This is a genomic window from Janthinobacterium kochi (assembly GCF_051380715.1).
Taxonomy (GTDB): Bacteria; Pseudomonadota; Gammaproteobacteria; order Burkholderiales; family Burkholderiaceae_D; genus Janthinobacterium.
In genome coordinates this window covers 171,067-193,475 of record NZ_JBNYXO010000011.1, presented here as the reverse complement: position 1 = coordinate 193,475, position 22,409 = coordinate 171,067, and the positions used below count along the sequence as shown (strand labels likewise).

At 60.0% G+C, this 22,409-nt stretch carries 22 protein-coding genes, 1 rRNA gene and 1 pseudogene; 12 read left to right on the top strand and 12 right to left on the bottom strand.

Annotation, left to right across the window (positions count from 1 at the left end; genetic code table 11):
• Positions 1 to 107 (bottom strand): 16S ribosomal RNA (locus tag ACQ4WL_RS21690); the annotation flags it as partial.
• 603 nt (positions 108 to 710) lie between these two features.
• Here ACQ4WL_RS21690 and ACQ4WL_RS21685 point away from each other — a divergent pair.
• From ACQ4WL_RS21685 to ACQ4WL_RS21675, 3 genes are all read left to right on the top strand, one after another.
• Positions 711 to 2,003, top strand: coding sequence for a sensor histidine kinase (locus ACQ4WL_RS21685; protein ID WP_436511599.1), 1,293 nt, complete (start codon positions 711 to 713; stop codon positions 2,001 to 2,003).
• A 63-nt stretch (positions 2,004 to 2,066) separates the two neighbouring features.
• Positions 2,067 to 2,825 (top strand): LytR/AlgR family response regulator transcription factor, encoded by a 759-nt coding sequence (locus ACQ4WL_RS21680; protein WP_436511598.1) that lies wholly within the window; start codon positions 2,067 to 2,069, stop codon positions 2,823 to 2,825.
• A gap of 160 nt (positions 2,826 to 2,985) precedes the next feature.
• The gene (locus ACQ4WL_RS21675) at positions 2,986 to 4,176 is read left to right on the top strand and encodes a PAS domain-containing sensor histidine kinase (protein WP_436511597.1); all 1,191 of its coding nucleotides are present in this window, start codon (positions 2,986 to 2,988) and stop codon (positions 4,174 to 4,176) included.
• A gap of 49 nt (positions 4,177 to 4,225) precedes the next feature.
• Here the strand turns inward: ACQ4WL_RS21675 and ACQ4WL_RS21670 are convergent, their stop codons facing one another.
• The 3 genes from ACQ4WL_RS21670 to ACQ4WL_RS21660 all read right to left on the bottom strand — a co-directional run bounded on the left by ACQ4WL_RS21670 (position 4,226) and on the right by ACQ4WL_RS21660 (position 7,072).
• Positions 4,226 to 5,224, bottom strand: coding sequence for a porin (locus ACQ4WL_RS21670; RefSeq protein ID WP_436511596.1), 999 nt, complete (start codon positions 5,222 to 5,224; stop codon positions 4,226 to 4,228).
• A 194-nt stretch (positions 5,225 to 5,418) separates the two neighbouring features.
• Positions 5,419 to 6,069, bottom strand: a complete 651-nt coding sequence (locus ACQ4WL_RS21665; RefSeq protein WP_436511595.1) for a class I SAM-dependent methyltransferase — start codon at positions 6,067 to 6,069, stop codon at positions 5,419 to 5,421.
• Positions 6,070 to 6,130: 61 nt separating this feature from the next.
• A complete protein-coding gene (locus tag ACQ4WL_RS21660) occupies positions 6,131 to 7,072 on the bottom strand; it encodes a CysB family HTH-type transcriptional regulator (RefSeq protein WP_436511594.1) in 942 nt (313 codons plus the stop codon).
• Positions 7,073 to 7,232: 160 nt separating this feature from the next.
• On the opposite strand from ACQ4WL_RS21660, the gene ACQ4WL_RS21655 reads away from it, so the two are divergent.
• The 8 genes and pseudogenes from ACQ4WL_RS21655 (at position 7,233) to ACQ4WL_RS21620 (ending at position 14,993) form a co-directional block, all read left to right on the top strand.
• On the top strand, positions 7,233 to 8,006 hold the full coding sequence (locus tag ACQ4WL_RS21655; protein WP_436511593.1) for a sulfite exporter TauE/SafE family protein: 774 nt from the start codon (positions 7,233 to 7,235) through the stop codon (positions 8,004 to 8,006).
• Positions 8,007 to 8,075: 69 nt separating this feature from the next.
• Positions 8,076 to 9,764, top strand: coding sequence for a nitrite/sulfite reductase (locus ACQ4WL_RS21650; RefSeq protein ID WP_436511592.1), 1,689 nt, complete (start codon positions 8,076 to 8,078; stop codon positions 9,762 to 9,764).
• Positions 9,757 to 10,317 (top strand): DUF934 domain-containing protein, encoded by a 561-nt coding sequence (locus tag ACQ4WL_RS21645; protein WP_436511591.1) that lies wholly within the window; start codon positions 9,757 to 9,759, stop codon positions 10,315 to 10,317. Before ACQ4WL_RS21650 ends, ACQ4WL_RS21645 begins: the two co-directional genes overlap by 8 nt.
• A gap of 9 nt (positions 10,318 to 10,326) precedes the next feature.
• Positions 10,327 to 11,043 (top strand): phosphoadenylyl-sulfate reductase, encoded by a 717-nt coding sequence (locus tag ACQ4WL_RS21640; protein WP_436511590.1) that lies wholly within the window; start codon positions 10,327 to 10,329, stop codon positions 11,041 to 11,043.
• Positions 11,044 to 11,079: 36 nt separating this feature from the next.
• A pseudogene (gene cysD / locus ACQ4WL_RS21635) lies at positions 11,080 to 11,994 on the top strand (sulfate adenylyltransferase subunit CysD); the annotation flags it as partial.
• On the top strand, positions 11,994 to 13,313 hold the full coding sequence (locus ACQ4WL_RS21630) for a sulfate adenylyltransferase subunit 1 (RefSeq protein WP_436511589.1): 1,320 nt from the start codon (positions 11,994 to 11,996) through the stop codon (positions 13,311 to 13,313). The pseudogene cysD and the gene ACQ4WL_RS21630, both read left to right, overlap by 1 nt.
• 14 nt (positions 13,314 to 13,327) lie before the next feature.
• Complete coding sequence (gene cobA / locus ACQ4WL_RS21625) at positions 13,328 to 14,092, top strand: uroporphyrinogen-III C-methyltransferase (RefSeq protein WP_436511588.1); 765 nt, start codon at positions 13,328 to 13,330, stop codon at positions 14,090 to 14,092.
• A gap of 250 nt (positions 14,093 to 14,342) precedes the next feature.
• On the top strand, positions 14,343 to 14,993 hold the full coding sequence (locus ACQ4WL_RS21620) for a hypothetical protein (RefSeq protein ID WP_436511587.1): 651 nt from the start codon (positions 14,343 to 14,345) through the stop codon (positions 14,991 to 14,993).
• 6 nt (positions 14,994 to 14,999) lie between these two features.
• On the opposite strand, the gene ACQ4WL_RS21615 is transcribed toward ACQ4WL_RS21620, so the two are convergent.
• From ACQ4WL_RS21615 to lptF, 4 genes are read right to left on the bottom strand one after another with little or no spacing between them, the layout of a single operon-like run.
• Positions 15,000 to 15,989: a stealth family protein gene (locus ACQ4WL_RS21615; RefSeq protein WP_436511586.1), complete on the bottom strand. Its 990-nt coding sequence runs from the start codon at positions 15,987 to 15,989 to the stop codon at positions 15,000 to 15,002.
• Positions 15,986 to 16,393: a sirohydrochlorin chelatase gene (locus tag ACQ4WL_RS21610; RefSeq protein WP_436511585.1), complete on the bottom strand. Its 408-nt coding sequence runs from the start codon at positions 16,391 to 16,393 to the stop codon at positions 15,986 to 15,988. Before ACQ4WL_RS21610 ends, ACQ4WL_RS21615 begins: the two co-directional genes overlap by 4 nt.
• Positions 16,393 to 17,562 (bottom strand): LPS export ABC transporter permease LptG, encoded by a 1,170-nt coding sequence (gene lptG / locus ACQ4WL_RS21605; RefSeq protein ID WP_436511584.1) that lies wholly within the window; start codon positions 17,560 to 17,562, stop codon positions 16,393 to 16,395. The genes ACQ4WL_RS21610 and lptG overlap by 1 nt, the downstream gene beginning before the upstream one ends.
• Positions 17,559 to 18,704, bottom strand: a complete 1,146-nt coding sequence (gene lptF / locus ACQ4WL_RS21600) for an LPS export ABC transporter permease LptF (protein ID WP_436511583.1) — start codon at positions 18,702 to 18,704, stop codon at positions 17,559 to 17,561. Before lptF ends, lptG begins: the two co-directional genes overlap by 4 nt.
• Before the next feature lie 67 nt (positions 18,705 to 18,771).
• Here lptF and ACQ4WL_RS21595 point away from each other — a divergent pair, with 67 nt between their 5' ends.
• Positions 18,772 to 20,265 (top strand): leucyl aminopeptidase, encoded by a 1,494-nt coding sequence (locus ACQ4WL_RS21595; protein WP_436511582.1) that lies wholly within the window; start codon positions 18,772 to 18,774, stop codon positions 20,263 to 20,265.
• 186 nt (positions 20,266 to 20,451) lie between these two features.
• Here ACQ4WL_RS21595 and ACQ4WL_RS21590 read toward each other — a convergent pair whose 3' ends face one another.
• From ACQ4WL_RS21590 to ACQ4WL_RS21575, 4 genes are read right to left on the bottom strand one after another with little or no spacing between them, the layout of a single operon-like run.
• Positions 20,452 to 20,982: a hypothetical protein gene (locus tag ACQ4WL_RS21590; RefSeq protein WP_436511581.1), complete on the bottom strand. Its 531-nt coding sequence runs from the start codon at positions 20,980 to 20,982 to the stop codon at positions 20,452 to 20,454.
• An 11-nt stretch (positions 20,983 to 20,993) separates the two neighbouring features.
• A complete protein-coding gene (locus ACQ4WL_RS21585; RefSeq protein WP_436511580.1) occupies positions 20,994 to 21,464 on the bottom strand; it encodes a CreA family protein in 471 nt (156 codons plus the stop codon).
• A gap of 32 nt (positions 21,465 to 21,496) precedes the next feature.
• Positions 21,497 to 21,685 (bottom strand): DUF1653 domain-containing protein, encoded by a 189-nt coding sequence (locus ACQ4WL_RS21580; protein ID WP_034782199.1) that lies wholly within the window; start codon positions 21,683 to 21,685, stop codon positions 21,497 to 21,499.
• Between the two features lie 10 nt (positions 21,686 to 21,695).
• The gene (locus ACQ4WL_RS21575) at positions 21,696 to 22,067 is read right to left on the bottom strand and encodes a phiTE_015 family protein (protein ID WP_096234395.1); all 372 of its coding nucleotides are present in this window, start codon (positions 22,065 to 22,067) and stop codon (positions 21,696 to 21,698) included.
• Positions 22,068 to 22,409: the final 342 nt, after the last annotated feature.

The window sequence follows — 22,409 nt, the reverse complement described above, 5'->3', positions numbered from 1 at the left end:
CCCGTTCGCCACTCGCCACCAGAGCAAGCTCCGTGCTGCCGTTCGACTTGCATGTGTAAGGCATGCCGCCAGCGTTCAATCTGAGCCAGGATCAAACTCTTCAGTTTAATCTCTGTTTAATGTCATTTCTGACAGGTCGGACAGTATCACTACCATCCAAATCTTTTGCATTGCAAAAGATTTGCTCACTCAAAAAACTGACAGGCTACTTCCGAAGAAGTATCCTATTTCATTATTTCTTGTGAACATTTGATATTTTAAGTTAGACGTCCATCCGAAGATTGACGCTGCACTTACATCAAATGCCCACACTTATCGACTGTTAATTGTTAAAGAACGGTATTCGGTACTGCTTTCGCGCTATCGACAAAGCGTTGTGTTTGTCAGCTGCGAAGAAGGAAGAGTATGAAGCGTTTCGGCTATTTCGTCAACCTTCTTTTTTACCCACTTCACTCAGCATTTGCATGCATCGTTCAGCGAGGGGGCGAATTATAGCCCTGCCCCGCGCGCGCCGCAAGGGCTATTTTTCCGCCCCCACCGCCCAGCAAGCCTTGTCTTCACTTCAAGCGCCTTTTTGTGCAGCCTGTCGCAATCGACTGGCGTAGTTCGTGGTCTTTAGGCACAGTGGCAACATCAGACTCTGACGCTACTCAACAAGGGGTTAAACTTGCCCGCTGCGTCGATTAACTCTTGTACTTGAAAGTGCCCCCATGCTTCCGATTTCCAGCCTGCCCCAATTGTTGAAAACCATCCTCGCTTGGTTGCAACGGGCATTCGACGCAACGACGACCTGGGTCACCCAGCTGTCCTGGTGGAAATTTTTCCTGTTCGCTGCACTGGCCCTGATCGCCGGTTCCATCTTGCAAGATGAGCTGTTCTCGTCCAGCCCGGACGAAGATGTGGTCATCAAGTCGCATAAACGCAGCAGCAAGGGCGCGGGTGAAACCAATATCCTGATCGACGATACGGGCATCCATTTCAACCCCCGCAACAGCAAGAACCGGCGTAGCAGCACGGCCGATGCGGCCAGCGATCCGGCCGATGCCGCCGAGGCGGATGCACAAGCCGGTGCCGTGCCGCCGGAACCGCCTGAACCACCGGCAGCTCCTGCCAAGCCCAACTATCCGGTAACGACCAATGCCTCGGGCGAAGAGGTCCATATCGAACTGCCGCCACAGATCGGCGAAGAGTTGTCGAATGCCATAGAAGAAGCGGTCGATGATGCGGCGGAGCAAAAAGTGTCGCGCTACCATCAGCAAGCCTCGACCTGGTTCAAGAGCTTTGTGTCTTTGCTGGTGCTGGCCTTGTTCGCCATGAAGGCCCTGGTTGGCGGCAAGAAACGTGCGGAAGCAGAAACCGTCACGGCAAACGAGGCGGCCGAACGGGAATCCATGCAGCGCCAGCTCAGCGAAGCGAAGATGCAGATGATGCAGGCGCAAGTCGAGCCACATTTCCTGTTCAACACGCTTGCCTCCGTCGAGCACCTGATCCAGGTCGATCCGCCGCGCGCGGCCAAGATGCAGCGCAGCCTGATCCAGTATCTGCGCGCCGTACTGCCGCAAATGCGCGACAACGCCCTGATTACCAACCTGGGCCGTGAAGCGGACATGGTGCAGGCGTACTTGAACCTGCTGAAAATGCGCATGGAAGAACGCCTGACCGTCGATTTCCAGATTCCCGATGGCCTGCGCAGCGCCGCCTTCCCGCCCATGATGCTGCAATCGATGGTGGAAAATGCCATCAAGCATGGATTGGAAGTCAAACCGGAAGGCGGCACCCTGCGCATCGTGGCCGAAGTGGCGCACAGCAAGCTGCGCGTTATCGTCACCGATGACGGCCTGGGCTTTGGCGTGGTGCCCAGCGATGGCACTGGACTCGGTTTGCCCACCATCCGCGAACGCCTGAAACTGCTGCATGGCGACCAGGGCAGCCTGACCATCACGCCCAACCAGCCCAGCGGTGTGTGCGCCGTGATCGAAGTGCCATATCAGCTGTCTAAATAAGACAGTTGATAAAAACGCTAAATCATTGAATAATCAATCTTCGCCTGTTCACACTTGAGACCTATGCCTACCGCTATTATTGCCGACGACGAAAGACTGATGCGCGACCAGCTGCGCCTGCGCCTGGGCCAGGCCTGGCCTGGACTGGAAATCATCGGCGAAGCCAAGAATGGCGACGAAGCGATCGAACTGGTGGAGCAACTGAAACCCGACTTTGCCTTCCTCGATATCCGCATGCCGGGCAAGACGGGCATGGAAGCGGCACAAGTGATTGGCAGCAAGACCCATATCGTCTTTGTCACGGCCTACGATACCCACGCCGTCGAAGCCTTCGAGCGGGGCGCCGTCGATTATGTGCTCAAGCCGCCCGAGCATGAGCGCTTGCTGGTGACGGTGGAGCGCCTGAAAACGCATTTGAACAAGCCGGCCCTGGACGTCAACAGCAGCGTCACGGCCATGCTGTCGCAGCTGGCGGAGAAAATCACGGCCAAGCCCACCTACCTGCAATGGATACAGGCCAGCATCGGCCAGGACTTGCGCATGATCCCCGTGGAAGAGATTTTGTTCTTCCGTTCTGACGAGAAATACACCTGTGTGCAGACAGCCAAGTATGAGGCGCTGATCCGCAAGCCCGTGCGCGATCTGGCCGAAGAGCTTGACCCTTCGCTATTCTGGCAAATCCACCGTGCCACTCTGGTCAACGTGAATGCCATCGAAGGCGTGACGCGCGATATCCGCGGCCGCCACCTTGTGCTCATCAAAGGCAAATCCGACAAGCTCGAAGTGAGCCGCAGCTTCTTGCACCTGTTCAAGCAAATGTAGGTCTCTCGCCGCCGCCCGGCCCTGGTCGGCGCGGCGCATGGCCCTCTTCTTTCCCCTTCCTGTGCCACATCAAGCCATGCCGCGCCAACAGGCATAGGCTAAAGTCCTGTCCGCCATACCTGTCTTGCCTGCCTTCGCACACGTTCGCAAGGAGAGCCCCATGCCCGACCGAGGCAGTCCCACACTGCTGCGCATCTTGCCGCTGGGCATGGCCGCGGCGCTTTTGCTATGCTTGTTTCCTCCACTGAAAGCCCGCCGGCAACGGCAGGCGCGCGGCCAGGCCATCATCGACAGCGCCAGCGACGCCATCATCAGCATCGACAGCGGGCAAATCATCCTGCATGCGAACGCGGCGGCAGCCAGATTGTTCGACGACACGCCAGCAGGCATGCGCGGCATGCGACTGGGCCACTACATCCTGCGCGACTTGCGCACCCTGGGCAGCCTGGGCAACCACGAGGGCGATCCGCCGTTTGGCGACATCAGCCAGGAGCTGCGCCTGACAGGCCGACGCGCCACCGATTACACCTTGACGGGACGGCGCAGCGATGGCGCCATGTTCCCCCTCGAAGGTTCGCTCTCGGCCATGCAGGAGGACGGCCAGAGCGTATTTACCGTCATCGTGCGCGACATCAGTGCGCGACAGCAAATGCATGAACAGCTGGCCCGCTCCTTTTCACAATTGCGTGAATTGTCGAGCGCGCTACAATCCATCCGCGAAGAAGAGCGCAAACATATCGCGCGCGAACTGCATGACGACCTGGGGCAGTTGCTGGCCACATTGCGCGTCGACCTGACCCTGGTGCGCCAGCACACGGACACGACCCCGCCCCTGCAGACCCTGCTGCACAGCATGGACGGCTTGCTGGTGACGGCCATCACCTCGCTGCGGCGCATCGCCAGCAACCTGCGCCCACGCGCGCTCGATGAAGGGGGATTGTATTTTGCACTACAGAAGCTGCGCCACGATTTCCTGCAACGCCGCGCCGTGCATTTTGATTTACTGGCCGACGAGGCCGACCTCGTGCTCGACGACGCGCGCAGCACGGCCATCTACCGCATCGTGCAAGAAGCGCTGACGAATATCGCGCGCCATGCCGAGGCGAACCACATCACCATCGCCCTGCACCGCATCGATTCCTCGCTGGCGATCACCATTCAGGATGACGGGCGCGGCATTGCCGAACACGACCTGGAAAAGGCCGCAGCCCTGGGACTGCTGGGTATGCGCGAGCGGGTATGGGGCTTGAACGGCAGCATCCATATCGGCGCCGATCACGAACTGGGCGGCACACGCATCGAAATCTCGCTGCCCATGCAGGCGGAAGTGATGGAAACAGCCACGTCATAACGAAAAAAGGCGCCCGCAGGCGCCTTTGTCGTGGCAAAAAAACTTTTGCTTAGAACTTGTGGGTCATACCCAGCTGATACATCGATTTTTCGCTGAACTGGTCGCGGCCAGCATAGCCGTACACGGCGGTACGCTTCGACAGCGGGTAGTCGTAGCCCAGGCCATAGGCCTTGGCCGTTTCCTTGCCGCTGACGGTCCTGCTGTCTTGCTTCTGCTTCACGTAGCTGACCTTGATGGCGCCGCCGCCGATGTCATAGGCCAGACCCAGCAGGTAGCTCTTGAATTCGCCGGTAACGGCGGCATCGGTATCTGCTTTCGAATAATCGAGGGTGACTTTGGCAGGGCCAAATTTGTAACCGCCGCCGACGATCCACAGTTTCGGCTCAGCCGCTGCGTTGGCAGCGGACTGCACTTTCTTCTGGTAGCCGGCGTGTGCGCTCGCTGGACCTTGGTCATACGTGGCAACCACGCTGAAGCCCGAATCGGCATCCTTGATTTCGCTGGCGACGTATTGGCCGCTGACGACAAAACCGCTGAACGATGGGCTGTTGTAGGTCACGGCATTGCTGACGCGCGACGCGCCCACGACCGATGCGCTCGGGATGGCTTGCGGGCCATTGGGCGACTGGCCGCCGCGCATGACTGGCTCATTGATCTTGCCGATGACGCCGTAGGTGTTGAATGGGTCGACGCGTGCCAGGGTGCCGTCGATCAAGTCCTTGGTACGGCCCAGATAGACGGTACCGAAGTCACCGGTCAAGCCAACCCATGCCTGGCGATCGAACAGGGTATTGACGGTCGATTGCGCTCCGGTGTCAGCCTTGAATTCGCTTTCCAGGTTGAAAATGGCTTTCAAGCCGTTACCCAGATCTTCCGTGCCCTTAAAGCCAATGCGCGATGCCTGATTTTCACGTTCCAGCAACGCAGCACCCGTGGTCTTGGCAATACCCAGATCGACCACGCCATACACGGTGACGTTCGATTGTGCTTGCGCCGTAGCTGCTGCGAAGGTGCCGATGATCAATGCTGCCAGAGTAATTTTTTTCACTTGAGATTCTCTACATTAGGTTGGACAAGTTGAGCTGCTGCTGAGCTGCCTAGCTGCTGAACCGAATCATGCCCACCAAATACTTCAACAATATGACATCGACAAGATGTTGCTTTTTGGCACAACATCGTGTCACATAAAAACAACAGGCGAAAAAAAACCGCCCGAGGGCGGTTGATCTTGCCGTTCCGGCCTTACTTCAGGCGGCAGCTCAGCAGCCAGTAGTATTCCATGCGCCTCATGCGAATTTCGCGGGCCGAGTGGGCAAACTTCTTGCGCAGGTGACTATCCGATGGGAAATTCTTCAGCACTTCATAGCGCTCACCGCCATCCGTCGTGCGGAACTGGTGGGTGTTGCCTTCCAGGTCGGTGCGCGCGATGACCGTGCTGCTGCCATCGACATAGGAATTGTCGATCAGTACCAGCAGGACATCCTTGCCCAGCTTGCTGCGCAATTGCTTCAGGTATTTATCCTGGTCTTCGCGCTTGACGTGCGACCACCAGAAGCCCGCGAACACGGCCGTGAACTTGCCCAGCAAATCATCGGGCAAGTGAAAGGCATCGAGCTTGGCGAAGGTGACGTTGTCGGGCAAGCCGCGTGCCTGAGCCAGCGCCAGCATTTCATCGTTGATATCGGTGGCCAGCACGGACTCGGCCGACTCGGCGATCACTTCCGTCCAGTAACCGGTACCACAGGCCAGTTCCAGCACGGTGTGGCCTTCCAGCACGTCGGCGACCTTGTCACGCAACACTTCCAGGTCTTCCTGGCGTTCGGGCTTGTCATAAACGCGCTCGTACTGCTGCGCGATGGTGGCGTAATATTTGGCAAGCTGATCGGTAATCATTGTTTCTTCTCTTCTTAAATAATCTTGGCCAGGCACATCGCCAGGCCGACTTCCTGCATTGTTATAGTTCGTAGTTCTCTTTATCACCGCTCATCGCCTGCTCGATGAGCTTGCGGTTCAGGGTCGGCGTCAGCAACTCGATAAAGGTATAAATATAGCTGCGCAAATACGCACCCTGCTTGACGGCCACGCGCGACACATTCATGCCGAACAAATGGCCCACAGGGATGGAACGCAAGCCTTTGTCGCGCTCGGCATCGAAGGCCATACCCGCTATGATACCAATTCCCATGCCCAACTCGACATAAGTCTTGATGACGTCGGCATCGATGGCTTCCAGCAAAATGTCTGGTTTCAGTCCACGCAGCACGAAAGCGTGGTCTATCTTGTTGCGTCCGGCAAACGCGCTGTCATAGGTAATCAGGGGGAAAGCGGCGATTTCTTCCAGTGTCACGGACTTTGACTTGAGCAGCGGATGGTCGACCGGCACCACTACCACGTGCTCCCATTGATAGCAGGGCAAGGTAATCAATCCGTCGATGGCGGCGATCGATTCCGTGGCGATGGCCAGATCGGCCTGGTCACGCTGCACCATCTCGGCGATCTGGCGTGGGTTGCCTTGCAGCAATGACAATCGGACCTTGGGGAACTTCAGCATGAAAGCTTGCACGACCTTGGGCAGGATGTAGCGCGCCTGCGTATGCGTGGTGGCAATGGTAAAGCTGCCGCTGTCCTGCGCCGCAAATTCCTTGCCGATGCGCTTCATGCTGTCAATTTCCTGCATGATCAGCTCAACCGATTCCAGCACCAGGCGGCCCGGCTCCGTCAAGCCACGGATGCGCTTGCCATGACGGGTGAAAATATCCACGCCCAACTCCTCCTCCAACTCGATGATGGCTTTCGACACGCCCGGTTGCGACGTAAACAAGGCCTTTGCGGCGTCCGTCAGGTTATAGTTCTGCCGGACCGCTTCGCGCACGAAGCGCAGTTGATGGAGATTCATTGCTGGTTTGCCCTAGATTGCCGTGATTTACCGAGTTTCCGCCCCACCCATGATTTTGCGTTCATGCATATACGCATATCGCATATAAGCAAATGCGTACTAAGTAGTTTGGAATAAACACTAAGTTTATTACTATTGCGGGTACTTTGGGGGTGCAAGCATGACTTTGTCTTATATAGTCTCAGGATTTGCCGTAGGATTACTGGTAGGAATGACCGGCGTGGGCGGCGGCTCGTTGATGACACCGTTGCTGACCTTGCTGTTTGGCGTACCGCCCTCCGTGGCGGTGGGCACCGACCTGGCGTTCGCCTCGATCACCAAGAGCGCTGGCACCCTGACACACCGCCTGCGCGGCACCATCCGCTGGGATATCGTCAAGCGCCTGTGCATCGGCGCCCTGCCCGCCGCCGTCGTCGCGACCCTGGCGCTGAAATCATTCGGCACCCTGTCGCCGGAAATCGGCCAGATCATCCGTTACTCGATCGCCGCCTCCGTGCTGCTGACCGTCGTGGCGCTGATCTTCAAAGGCCGCATGCTGGCCTGGATCAATGCGCACCCCGAGAAACAATTGCACGGCAACAAGCTTGCCGCCGCGACCATCATCGCCGGCGCCGTGCTGGGCGTGCTGGTAACGGTGTCGTCAATCGGCGCCGGTGCCATCGGCGCGACCCTGCTGGTGATGCTGTATCCACGCATGAGCTCAGCAGAAGTGGCTGGCACCGATATCGCCTACGCCGTGCCCCTGACGGCCATCGCCGCCCTGGGCCACTGGTGGCTCGGCTCCATCCACTGGGAATTGCTGGCCTCGCTGCTGGTCGGCTCCCTGCCCGGCATCACGCTCGGCTCCTGGGTGGCCCGCTCCGTGCCGGAACAGTTTTTAAGAGTGCTGCTGGCGATGACCTTGACCGGCGTGGCAATAAAGCTAATCTATTAAAGACAAGAGCAGTATCAAGAACATCATCCCAGGCAGTCTTCCAGCACCCCGGCTTTTTTAGGAATTGATATGTACCATTACGATCAGTACGACCACCTCATCATCAAAGAACGCATCGCCCAGTACCGAGACCAGGTTGCGCGCCGTATCGCCAATGAACTGACGGAAGAGGAATTCATTCCGCTGCGCCTGCAAAACGGTCTGTACATGCAACGTCACGCCTACATGCTGCGCATCGCCGTGCCGTACGGCTTGCTGTCGTCGAAGCAGATGCGCATGTTCGCGCACATCGCGCGCAAGTATGACCGCGGCTATGGCCACTTCACCACGCGCCAGAACATCCAGTTCAACTGGATCGAGCTGGAGCAAACTCCCGATATCCTGACGGACCTGGCTTCCGTGGAAATGCACGCGATCCAGACATCCGGCAACTGTATCCGCAATACAACATCGGACCCGTACGCCGGTGTCGCCGCCGATGAAATCATCGATCCGCGCCCGTACGCGGAAGTGTTGCGCCAGTGGAGCACCTTCCACCCCGAGTTCATCGCCCTGCCGCGTAAATTCAAGGTCGCCATCAATGGCGCCGAGGAAGACCGCGCGGCCATCGCCGTGCACGACATCGGCTTGACGGCCGTGCGCAATGCCGCTGGCGAAGTGGGCTTCAAGGTGATGGCCGGCGGCGGCATGGGCCGCACACCGATTCTGGGCAGCGTGGTGCGCGACTTCCTGCCATGGCAACACTTGCTGACCTACATCCAGGCCATCATGCGCGTGTACAACCTGCACGGCCGCCGCGACAACAAGTACAAGGCGCGCATCAAGATTCTGTTGAAAGCCATCGGCGTGGAAGAATTCACGCGCCAGGTGGAAGCGGAGTGGGTCGACTTGAAGGATGGTCCGGAAACATTGACGACCGAGGAAATGCAGCGCGTGGCGGACTTTTTCAATCCGCCCGCCTACCTTGCCCTGCCGGAACTCGACTACAAGGCCGAACACGCGGACAACAAGGCGTATGTGAACTGGCTGGCGCGCAACGTCAAGCCACACCAGCGCCCCGGCTACGTGGCCGTGGTGCTGTCGCTCAAAAAAACGGGCGTGCCACCGGGCGACGCGACGGCCGAGCAGATCGACTTCGCGGCCGATCTCTCCGACCGCTACAGCTTTGGCGAATTGCGCGTGACGCATGAGCAAAACCTGGTGCTGGCCGACGTGGAGCAGTCAAAACTGTTCAAGCTGTGGCAGGAAGCCAAGGCGCATGGCCTGGCCACGCCGAACATCGGCTTGCTGACGGACATGATCTGCTGCCCCGGTGGCGATTTCTGCTCGCTGGCGAACGCCAAGTCGCTGCCGATCGCCGCCGCCATCGCGGAACGCTTCGACAGCATCGACTTCCAGCACGACATCGGCGAGATCGAACTGAATATTTCCGGCTGCATCAATGCCTGCGGCCACCATCACGTGGGCAGCATCGGCATCCTCGGCGTCGACAAGGATGGCAGCGAATGGTATCAAGTGTCGATCGGCGGCGCGCAAGGCAACAACGCTGCCATCGGCAAGATCATCGGACCATCGTTCTCTTCCCTGCAGATGCCTGAAGTCATCGGCCGCCTGCTGCACGTCTACGTGCGCGACCGCCACGAAGGCGAGCGCTTCGTCGATACGGCCCAGCGCCTGGGCCTGGCGCCGTTCAAGGAACATGTCTATGCAACGCCGATCACGGTCGGCAACCTGGTGGGAGAAGACGAATATGTTTGAAGTACGCGAAGAAATCATCAAGAACGCCGCCGTGGTGCCGAATCGCTGGGGCTTGCTGCGCCTCGATGAAAACGACACGCCGGAAACGGTGGTCGTGCCTGCCGGCAAGGTCATCGTACCGCTGCCCGTGTGGCAAGCCCAGCGCGAGACCCTGGCCGCGCGCCTGCCCGACATCGGCGTCTGGCTGGCCAGCGACGAGCGCCCGGAAGAACTGGCAGCCGACGTGGCGCAACTGCCCGTCATCGGCGTGGACTTCCCGAAATTCACGGATGGCCGCGGCTATTCCATCGCCTTCAACTTGCGCGCCCGCCTGGGTTTCCAGGGTGAATTGCGCGCCATCGGCGACGTGCTGCGCGACCAGCTGTTTTCCATGCACAGAGTAGGCTTTGACGCGTATGCCACGCGCCCGGATCGCAGCATCCATGACGCTTTAAAAGGTTTGTCCGTCTTTTCAGAAACCTACCAGGCCTCGTGGGATCAGAAATCGCCGCTGTTCCGCCGCCACCAGCGCGAAGGCCAGAATCCTGACCTCGACAACGCAGCCGGCATCTGAGGACCAATCATGAGCGATTTGACTTCTTTGATTGACGCCACCGAGCAAACGCTGACACGCATCGCCGCGGAGTTTTCGCCGGCCGTGTTCGCGTCCAGCCTGGCAGCCGAAGATATGGTGCTGACCGACATGATTCTCAAGGCAAAGCTGCCAATCGGCATCTTTTCCCTGGAAACAGGCCGGCTGCACCAGGAAACCCTGGCCGTGCTCGACAAGGTCAAGGCCCGCTACGACCACGACATCACACTGTACCGCCCGCAGCCGGAAGCGGTGGCTGCCTACGTGGAACAGAACGGTCTCAACGCGTTCTACAACAGCGTCGAGATGCGCCGCGAATGCTGCCGCATCCGCAAGGTCGAGCCACTGGGCCGCGCCCTGGCCGGCAACAAGGCCTGGATCACGGGCCAGCGCCGCGCCCAGTCCACCACGCGTGCCGAATTGCACGTGCAGGAAGACGACGCGGCACATGCGATGACGAAATTTAATCCGCTGGCCGACTGGTCGGAAGAAGACGTGTGGGCCTACATCCGTGCCAACGACGTGCCCTACAACGCGCTGCACGACCAGGGCTACCCATCCATCGGCTGCGAACCGTGCACACGGGCCGTGCAGCCGGGCGAAGATGTACGGGCAGGACGCTGGTGGTGGGAAAATCCGGATTCCAAGGAATGCGGCCTGCACATGGTCGATGGTAAGTTGATACGCATCAAATCCGTGGCAGCCTGAACAGACTTAACAGACTCAGCAGAACAAGAAAGCACCCATATGAGCAATATATTGAACCAGCGTCACCTCGACAGCCTTGAATCGGAAGCCATCCACATCATGCGCGAAGTGGCGGCCGAATCGGCCAACCCGGCGCTGCTGTTTTCCGGCGGCAAGGATTCCGTCGTCCTGCTGCGCCTGGCCGAGAAAGCCTTCCGTCCAGGCAAGTTTCCATTTCCCCTTGTGCATATCGACACGGGCCACAACTTCCCGGAAGTCATCACTTTCCGCGACAAGAAAGTGGCAGAACTGGGCGAGCGCCTGATCATCGGTTCCGTGGAAGACTCGATCCAGCGCGGTACCGTGCGCCTGCGCAACCCGGCCACCGATTCGCGCAATGCGGCGCAAGCCGTGACCTTGCTGGAAACGATTGCCGAACACAAATTCGACGCCTGCATCGGTGGCGCGCGCCGCGATGAAGAGAAGGCCCGCGCAAAGGAACGCATCTTCTCGTTCCGCGACGAATTCGGCGCCTGGGACCCGAAAGCCCAGCGCCCGGAACTGTGGGACCTGTATAACACCCGCGTGCATCCCGGTGAAAACATGCGCGTCTTCCCCATCTCGAACTGGACCGAACTGGACGTGTGGCAATACATCGCCCGTGAACAATTGGAATTGCCGCCGATCTACTTCGCGCACGAGCGCCAGGTGATCCCGCGCAACGGTTTGCTGGTGCCGCTGACGGATTTGACGCCGCCGCGCGAAGGCGAAACGGTGGAAACGCAAGTCGTGCGCTTCCGCACCGTGGGCGATATCTCGTGCACCTGCCCCGTGTCGTCCGATGCGGCAACGGTGGACGCCATCATCGCCGAGACGGCAATCACGCAAATCACGGAGCGGGGCGCCACCCGCATGGATGACCAGACTTCCGAAGCCTCGATGGAAAAACGCAAGAAAGCAGGATATTTCTAATGAACGCAGCAATCCAGAACACCACTTCCACCGACAGTGTAGAGCGCGGCATGTTGCGCTTCATCACGGCCGGTTCCGTCGATGATGGCAAGAGCACCCTGATCGGCCGTTTGCTGTTCGACAGCAAGGGCATCTTCGCCGACCAGCTCGACGCCATGTCGCGCTCCAAGCACAAGCGCACGGTGGGCGACACGGTCGACCTGTCGCTGCTGACGGACGGCCTGGAAGCGGAACGCGAGCAAGGCATCACCATCGACGTGGCCTACCGTTACTTTGCCACGCCGAAACGCAAATTCATCATCGCCGACACGCCGGGTCACGAGCAATACACGCGCAACATGGTGACGGGCGCCTCGACGGCCGACGCCGTCATCATCCTGATCGACGTGTCGAAAGTGAAACTGGGTGACGACGGCAGCGTGGAACTGCTGATCCAGACCAAGCGCCATTCGACGATTGCGCACTTGCTGCAGATCGAGCACGTGGTCGTCGCCGTCAACAAGATGGACCTCATCGACTACGATGAGACGGTGTACAACCGCATCGTCGCTGCCTACCGCACATTCGCCCAGTCGCTGGGTCTGAAGGACATCACGCCAATCCCATTGTCGGCCTTGACGGGCGACAACGTCGTCGAGCGCGGCGACAAGCTGGGCTGGTACACGGGCCCGACTCTGATCGAACTGCTCGAATCACTGTCCGTCTACGACGAATCGCACGACACGCCCTTCCGCTTCCCGGTGCAACTGGTAGCGCGCCACAACGGCCACGAAGCGAACGACTTCCGCGGCTACATGGGCCGCATCGAAGCGGGCAAGGTCAGCATCGGCGACACCCTGGTAGTGCAGCCGTCGGGCCAGACGGCAACAGTAAAAAATATCGTCACCCTGGACGGTTCGCTGCCAACGGCCGTGGTAGGCCAGTCGGTCACCCTGTTGCTCAATGAGTACCTCGATATCTCGCGCGGCGACTTGCTGGCCAGCTTTGATCACCCTGCCACCCTGCTCAAACAGGTGGTAGCCGACGTGTGCTGGCTGTCGGAAGACGCGCTGGACCTTCGCCGCAAGTACTGGATCAAGCACGGCACCAGGCAGACGGCCGCAAAAGTGACGGCGATTGAATCGATCCTCGACATCAATACGCAGCAGCGCCATCCGGCTGAAGGCTTGAAGCTCAACGATATCGCCCGCATCAGCCTGAACGTGCAGCAGGCGCTGGCGGCCGATGCGTATACGGATATCCGCGCTACCGGTGCGTTTATCCTGATCGATGAAGTCACCCACCAGACCGTCGCGGCGGGCATGATTCGTCTCGGCTGAGGAAGGCAAGCACCATGAACAACTCCCCATCTCTCCCCGGCAAGGTCTACCTGATCGGCGCCGGACCCGGCGCGCAAGACCTGATGACCTTGCGCGGCGCGCGTCTGCTGGCGCAAGCAGACGTCGTGCTGCACGACGCGCTGGTCACCGAAGAGATGCTGGAGCTGTGTCCCCAGGCGCAAAAGATTCTTGTCGGCAAGCGCTGCGGCCAGTTGTCGACGGCGCAAGCTTTCATTAACAAGCAACTGGTCGACAACGCACGCAAGCACGCCGTCGTGGTGCGCCTGAAAGGGGGCGACCCCATGCTGTTCGGCCGTGCCGACGAGGAGCTGCGGGCGCTGGAAGAAGCGGGCATCGCCGTCGAAGTGGTGCCCGGCATTACCACGGCGCTCGCTGCCGCGGCGGCCACACAGCAACCGCTGACCAAACGGGGCGTGTCGCGCAGCGTGGCCTTCTTTACCTCCAGCACGGCGCCGGGCGAACCGGACCAGACACGCATTCCCGACTGCGATACCCTCGTGCAATACATGGGCGGGCGCGAAGCCATCGCCACGGCACAGCGCCTGCTGGCGCAGGGCCGCCGTGCCGACACGCCGGTGGTAGTGATTGAAAACTGCAGCCGCCCGGAGCAGCGCATCGTGCGCCTGACGCTGAGCGCCCTGGCGCAGGGCTTGGGCGACACGTACGGCCCCGTGCTGGTGATGCTGGGCGACGCCATGGCGGCGCGCGCACACCAGGCCATCGACGAAACGGCTGCCATTCTGGCGCGCCATGCCTGAATAAATACACCGTGTTTTACCGACTTTAAAGTCAGTAACTGACGTCTTCAAAAGAAACATGATAGGATGCTCACGCATCTTTTCTCGAGAAGTTGTTGCGTGATAGTAATAAAATCATGCTTCGCCCCGCCATAGCGCTTGCCGTGCGGTCTTCCGGCCGACGGGAGCCCACCCCGGTAATCTCCCCGAAAAAAGCTGCGCCCCGCAGGCTGCAATACCGCGCCGCGCAACTTTAGCCTTACGACCACACATGAATTTCACCTCCATGCGCGAAGCCCTGACTTCGCTCAGCCGCAGCAATGTCGGCGTCGCCAGCGCTGTGTTGTCAAGCATGCTCGCCTCCATCGCCCTGTGGACGGTGTTCCCGAATATCGACGACGAAAACCATTTGCTGGAATGGCTGCAAGCGCTGTTCCTGGCCCTGGCTTGTACGGTGCACGGCGTGCGCGCCTGGCAAGAGATTGACCGCCAGTCCTTGCGTTTCCTCATGCATGCCGGCTTGTGCGCCCTGCTGTTCGGCTTCCTGCTACGCGAACTCGATATCGACCAATTCGGCACGGCGCCCGCCTGGGCTCAGGCTGAAAAAGCCTTGCGCGTGCTGGAGTTGCTGATCCTGATACGCCTGCTGATCTTTTTCGCGCCGCGCGCCCGCAAGGTGTTTGCCCATGCCGGCCTGATTTTCAGCATGCGCATCACCATCCTGACGGCCATCGGCGGCTTGCTGATGGCCGCCGGCTGGCCCTTCGACAAGAAAGTCTTCCATGGCATGCCGGACGCTTACGCGCTGCTGGGCGAGGAAGTCTTCGAACTGGGCGCCTATTTGCTGCTGTTCCTCGCTTCGCTATCCGACAGCACGGCTGCCGCCCGCATCAGCCTGGCGCCCCGGAAGAAAGCGGCTTAACCGTCTTCAAGTCTCAAAGGACGATGGCAGCGGCAGCAGCCGCTGCAAGGTCGCGGCCACGCGCTGCAGGCGCGGATCGTCATCGTCGGCCTCGTCGCAGGTATCGTTGATGCAGAAAAACGGCAAACGGCCAAAATGCGCCAGCAGTTGCTCCAGCTGCCGCGGCGCATCCACGTCGCCGCTGGCGATATGCAGCGGGTCGAGCATGCGTGCCCGCGCCATCCCCTGATGCACCATCCAGCGCGGCACCAGGTCGGGCAGCAATGCCGGCACCTGCCAGGAGCGAAACACTGTCGCGCGCACACCAGCAAACATGGCCGGTGCCAGCGCCTCGAGCGCATGCAGCGCACTTTTCAGCATGGGCCGAGGCGCATGCGCATACAGGCGTGGTTCATGCCGGTAAGCGGCGTACTGCGCCGACAGCCATTGGCGCGACAGGGTAGCGCAATTGACGGGCGCAGCCACGTCGGCGCGCAAGCCCTGCAAATCGGGCTGCAGCGCGCTCTCCGTAAACACACTCAAACGCCGCTCCCCTTCCCCGCCAAACCAGAATGCGGGCTCGAACGGCGCGCCAAAAAATACGTCGTCGTTCAGATACAGGAAGCGTTCGGAAAGGCCAGGAATATGGTGCAGATACGATTCGATATGGCCGGAATCGAACACGGGCAGGGATGCGCCGGGCATCAGGCTGGCGTGGTCGATCACCGTCAGGCGCGGTGAGGCGCGCAGCCAGTGGGGTACTTGCCGGTCCGTCAGCAGGTAGATGTGTCCGTGGCCGGGGAAGAAGCGCTCCAGCGCACGCAGGTTGTAGCGCAGTTCGCCGTTGTCGCGGTAGCGCCCCGCCACGTTGCCGTGCAGGGCCAATTGGCCGGGATGCGTCTGTTCCCAGGCGACATATGCCTGCTGCCGGCGCGCCTGCCACGCCGCGTCGGCGCCATCGACCCACAGGTAGACGATGTCGATGCGCGCCGCAGGCATCGCGCTGGCCGCGCTCAAGGGATAGGGCTGGAGCCTGGCGCCGCCACGCAGTAATCGGCGATGGCAGCGAGTACGCTGGCGTTCTCGCCCACCGCCTCGACCACCTTCAGGCGCAATGACGGATGCTGCTGGCGCAGTTCTTCCAGCAAGAGCGGCAAGTCGCGCAGCACATGCCCGCCCTGCCCCAGGAACACCGGCACCACCGTGACGTCCAGGGTGGCGCCGGCGGGCAACTCGGCCAGCAGGGTCGCTACCAGCTCGGGCAGGCGCGGCGTCATCAGTTCCAGGAAGGCCAGGTGCACGCTGGTGCCGGGCATACGCGCCTGGGTCAGATCGCGCAAGCGCTCGAAGGGCGCGGCCCACGATGCGGCGCGCGCGCCGTGGGCAAACAAGATTAGTGTCTGTTGCACGTTCGTCTCCATTAGTGTCTTTCCACCCACCACAGGGCGCCCAGCGCCAGCAGCAGATACAGGGCGCTCGGCGCCACCGCCGTCAGGAAGGCGGGCCAGGTGCTGAGCAGTCCAAGATGCGAAAACAGGGTGTTGACCAGCATGAAGCTCACGCCGATCATGATGCCGATGAAGATCTTCAGGCTGATGCCGCCGCTGCGCGTATGCATGTAGGCGAACGGCAGCGCCAGCGCCATCAGCACGAAAATGGCCAGCGGATCGATCAGCTTTTTCCAGAAGGCGATGCGGAAACGCTCGGTTTCCTGCTTGTTCTCGGCCAGGTGGCGCGTGTACACGGCCAGTTCGCTGGCCGACATGCGCTCGGGATCGGAAGCCGACACCGTCAGGATCTTCGGCGTCACTTCCGACGTCATGTCCTTGCTGGCGCTCTGCACCGTGCGCACCAGGCTCGTTTCCTGCCCATAGTAGTTGGCCAGCTTCGGCTCGAAGCCGGGCGAGGTCGCCGCGCTGTTCGAGAACGAGGTTTCCGTCACGTCGGTCAAGCGCCAGCTATTATTGCCCTGATATGTCGCCCCTTTGGCCACGGTCAGGGTGCGCAAACGCATCTCGGTGTCGAATTCATACAGCTTGACGTTTTTCAGCTGGCCGTCCGGACGCGCTTCGCCGACATTGAAAAAGCGCGAACCGATGACTGTGCCCGTCAGGCCGTCGCTCTTGACCATATCCTTGGTCCACAGGCCGGAGCGAAATTCGCTCGACACGGCCGCGCCGCGCGAAGTCAGCTTGAGGCGTTCGGCCAGCGGCTCTGTGCGCGGCGTGATCAGTTCACCGAAGATGAAGGTGATGACCACGAAGACGATACCGATGCGAAACAGGAAACCGGCCGCCATCGCCGTCGACATGCTCGATGCGCGCATGATGGTAAATTCGGAACTGGCCGCAAACTGCGCCATCGTGTAGATGGTGCCGATCAGCGCCGCGATCGGCATCACCTCGTACACATGCCCCGGCACCAGCACCAGCACATACAGGAAGGCATACTGGATGGTGTAGCCATTGCGGCCTACCTTGGGCAGTTCGCCCGTCAGGTCGATGAAGGCTTGCAGTGCCAGGAAGGCCAGCAGCACGAACAGCACCGCCTGGAATATCGAGACCGCAAAATAGCGCTGTAAAATCTTCATTTCGATGCCGCTTTACTTGGTTTGCCGGCGCGGCGCGCGCGCTTGAAGGACGCCAGCAGGACCAGCGGATGATAGCGGTGATTCACATTCAGGCGCCATGCAAACAGCGCCACCACGGCCAGCGCCGCCAGCAGGTGCAGCGGCCACCAGGCCAGGCCAAAGGTCAGGCGTCCCTGTTTCACGCTCGCCTCGATGACCTTGATCAGGTTGCTGTACGTAAAGAAAATCAGCAGGGCGATGATCAAGTTGGTCGAACTGCCGGCACGCGGATTGACAAAGCCCAGCGGAATGGCCAGCAGGATCAGCATCAGGCCGATCAGGGGCGCGCTGACCCGCCACAGCAATTCAGCCATGGTGTAGGGATTCGGATCGGCGATGAGTGCCATGGTGCTCATGGCGCGCACGCCCAGTTCCGCGCCCAGTTCCTGCTGCTTGCTCTCGATGCGCATGATGTACTGCTCGAATTCCATGGTCTGGAAGTCCGCCTGCGTCGGCACGCCCTGGTAGCGGCGGCCGCTCTTGAGCACCAGGAAGCGTTCGCCCTTGGCGTCGGTATTGATCACGCCTTCCCTGGCGACGACGACGACGGCGCTGCCTTTCTCATCGACAGTATTGACGAAGACGTTCTGCACCACGTTCTTCTCGCCACTGACACCCTCAACGAAGAAGATGCGGTTGCTGCCGGCTGATTCGCGGAACTGGCCCGGCGTGACTTTCTGCAGGTCTTCGCGCTTTTCAAAACGTGCCACGTATTCATCGCTTTTCTTTTGCGCCCACGGCGTGGCGTACAGGCTCAGGACGCCGGTGGCCAGCACCAGCGGCAGGCCGAAGCTCAGGACCGGCCAGATCCAGCGCGACAGGCTCAGGCCGGATGCGAACCACACCACCATTTCCGACTCCTTGTAACTGCGCGTGACGACCATCAGCACCGAAATGAATCCGGTGAGGATGATGATGGTGGGCAGCTGCATCAGGGCGGAAAAAATCATCAGCGACATGACGTCGGCCGACGCGATCTTGCCGCCCGCCGCCTTGCCGAGAATGCCGATCAACATCCAGGTGAGCAGGATGCTGAACAAAACTGTGAAGGTGGCCCCGGCGGCACTAGCCAATTCACGTCGAAGGGCGCGTTGAAAGATCATTCGGAGTTTATAATTCGGGTCAGTTAGTTGAGTAACACGTTACTAGTAAATGAAAACGGAGAACCAAATGGACTTTAGCATAAAAGCATTCGATACCAAGAGCACCCTCGGCACGGCCAAAAGCGGATGCATCGCGGTTGCGGTATTCGAAAACAAAAAACTGTCGCCAGCGGCAAAATCGCTGGACAGCAAGGGTGCGATTTCGGCTGCGCTGAAGTCCGGCGACATCAGCGGCAAGCCTGGCAGCACCTTGCTGCTGCGCGCAGTCGATGGCGTCGCCGCCGAACGTGTTCTGCTGGTAGGCATGGGCAGCGATGAAACTGTCAGCGAAAAAAGCTTCGCTACCGGTGTACAAGCGGCCCTCAAGGCTTTCGGCTCGCTGGGCGCTGCGGACGCCATTATCGCATTACCGCTGGCGGAAGTGAAAGAGCGCGACGTAAATTGGGCAATCCGTTGCGTGGTGCAAGCCGCCCACGACAGCGAATACCGCTGCGACTCGCAAAAAAGCAAAAAAGATCCGGCGCCAGCAGGCGTGCGCAAGATCGTCCTGGCAGCTGTCGCAACGGCAGCCACGCGCGGCGCGCTGGCGCAAGCCATCGCCATTGCCAACGGCTCCGACCTGACGCGCAAGCTGGGCGACCTGCCGGCAAACATCGCCAATCCGACCTACCTGGCCAACACGGCCAAGCAGCTGGCCAAGGATTACAAGTTCGAAGTCGAAATCCTGGACCGCAAACAGCTCGAAGCGCTGAAAATGGGCAGCTTCCTGTCCGTCACCAATGGTAGCGAACAGCCGCCGAAATTCATCGTCCTGAAACACATGGGCGGCAAGGCCAAGGATGCGCCGGTGGTCCTGGTCGGCAAGGGCATCACCTTCGACACGGGCGGCATTTCGATCAAGGCCGGTCCTGGCATGGATGAAATGAAGTACGACATGTGCGGCGCCGCTTCGGTACTGGGCACCTTCCGCGCCATCGGCGAAATGAACCTGAAGCTGAACGTCATCGGCGTCATCGCCGCGTGCGAAAACATGCCGTCGGGCCGCGCCACCAAGCCGGGCGACATCGTCACCTCGATGAACGGCCTGACCATCGAAGTGCTGAACACCGACGCCGAAGGCCGCCTGGTGCTGTGCGACGCACTGACCTACGCCGAACGCTTCAAGCCGGCAGCCGTGGTCGATATCGCCACCCTGACGGGCGCTTGCGTCGTCGCCCTGGGCCACCACAACAGCGGCCTGTTTACGCGCAGCGATGCAGCGCATGACCAGCTGGCCAATGAACTGCTGGCAGCGGGTAAACAGTCGAGCGACACGGCATGGCGCATGCCGATCGAAGAGGCCTACAACGAGCAGCTGAAGTCGAACTTCGCCGACTTGGCCAACATCGGCACGCCAGGCGGCGGTTCGGTGACGGCAGCGGCGTTCCTGGAAAACTTTACCAAGAAGTACACCTGGGCGCATCTGGACATCGCCGGCACGGCATGGAAATCGGGCGGATCGAAGGGCGCGACTGGTCGTCCAGTGCCGCTGCTGACGACGTTCCTCATCAACCGGGTGTAAGAGAACGCCAGACCAAACCTACTGCGCGGGGCTATTGGCGGCCGGCGATGCTCGCTGTACATAAAGTACAGCTGCGCTTCTCGGCTACCACTAGCTCCCGCTCGCTACGGTTTTGTCAGACGTCGTTAAGTACGAAGACAGCCGCCATGGTCACTGACCTTGGCGGCTTTTTTATGTGTATTTGAATCAGTAGACGACGGGATTGGGCAAAGGCGATGGCGCCACTTTTGGCTGCACCACCGTTTCCGGCACGGCGGCAGGGGACTGTTTCACGGCGACGGGCGGGGGCGCCAAGCGCGCCGGGTCTTGCATGACGATGGTCAGAATCGATGGGTAGTCGAAGCCGGCACCCGTATTGCGGTCGACGAAATAGCCGACACCCAAGGTCAGGATGACATTGCCCCAGACGCTGCCATTGAGCTTGGGGTCGATATGGTCGTCCGTCGCGATGGCGGGCGAACCGTGCTTGCGGCAGTCGACTTTTAATGGCTCCTGGCTCTTGCGGATGGTGATGCGCCCGGGCGTGGTGACGAACCACTTGCCCACGTCGTTGCTGAGGATGCAGCCGGCGCCGGTCAGTTCGCGATTGTCCTGGATGGTTTGCACCAGCACCATCTGCTCGGTGTTGCCCGTCAGGGTAGCGCAGCCGCCCAGGCCAAACAGCAGCAGCGTCCTGGCGGCAAGGGCTGCAGACGATGGCACGGATGGCACGCGCATGAGAAGCTCGCTTAACGGACGGGAATCGGCTGGTCGCCGGGCACGGCGACGGCGGTGACGCTATTTTTCGGACTGCCCTCGATCAGGCGGTCGGAATACACGAGGTAGACCAGCGCATTGCGCTTGCTATCGACCATGCGCACCACGCGCACATGCTTGAAGAAGATCGAGGCACGCTCGGTAAACACTTCTTCCTGGCGCGGCAGCTTGCCCTTGAATTGCAGCGGTCCCACCTGACGGCAAGCCACGGCCGCATCAGCCTTGTCTTCGGCCAGGCCGACGGCGCCCTTGATGCCGCCCGTCTTGGCGCGCGACAGATAGCAGCTCACGCCAGCGACGCGCGGGTCATCGTAGGCTTCGACGACGATCTTGTGGTCAGGGCCAATCAGTTTGAACACCGTATCGACCGAACCGATGGTTTCGGCATGCGCCGCGGTGCAGGCAAAGCCCAGCACCAATGCGGCAGCCAGCAATTTACGCATGAAAGAATCCCGGGCACGCACGCAGGCGGCCATCAGTTGATGGGAGCGAAACGCTGGACCATGACGCCTTCGACTTCGATCAGTTGAAAGAACACGTCTTTCGGCCGGGTCCAGATGGAACCGTCCGCGGCGCGATACACGATCATCGGCGTCAGATCCGCTTCCAGCGTGGCTTCGCACACCAGTTCATAAATACCGCCCTTGTAGTGCCGATAACGCATCGCCGTCCCCTCAAGCCGTTGAATCTTCGCTCTTGTCGTCAGCCAGTGCCTTCTGCTTCATCTTCAGGCCCTGGATCACTTTCAGTATGCCTTCCATGCCGGCCGCGCCATCGGCGCCGCTGAAGGCGTCGAGCACCTCATTGAGCACCTTGTTGCGCACGGTCGCTTCATCGGAGGACATTTCCAGCGCGCGCTGGGCTTTTGCCGCCTTTTCGGCCGCGCTCACGCGCGGCTTGGCCGCCGTCTTGCCATGCGTCAGAGCTGCCTGCCAGATAACCCAGCGGCGCTGAGTCTCGAAAATCAGGTACTCATCCGGTTTGTCTTCTCTTCGCCGCACAATGTGGCCGTCACGCTGCGCCCACGCTTCAAATGCAGTTCGCATTTTCTTCCTTTGCAAATGCTACGCGCAAGTCTCACTATTAAAACTGCAACATTTCAAAATAGTACCATCTATTGATGTCGCAAAACAGTCTCATAGATATAGTACTGCAATTTATATAACAAGTCTGGCGGCACCAAGGACGGAATTGACGCTCCGCCCCGGCACAGTGGTCATGTAATCGGAATAGCAATTACAACTAATTACAACTGCTTCCTGTTCGGTTCTCAACTTGGCTGTAACAAAGCCGTATGACACAGCTGTTACATTGTGCCATTTTAGTAGTTTTTATCGCGTTTTAGCGAGAAACTTTACACCTTTGTCGCGTTAAATGGCGAGACGCAG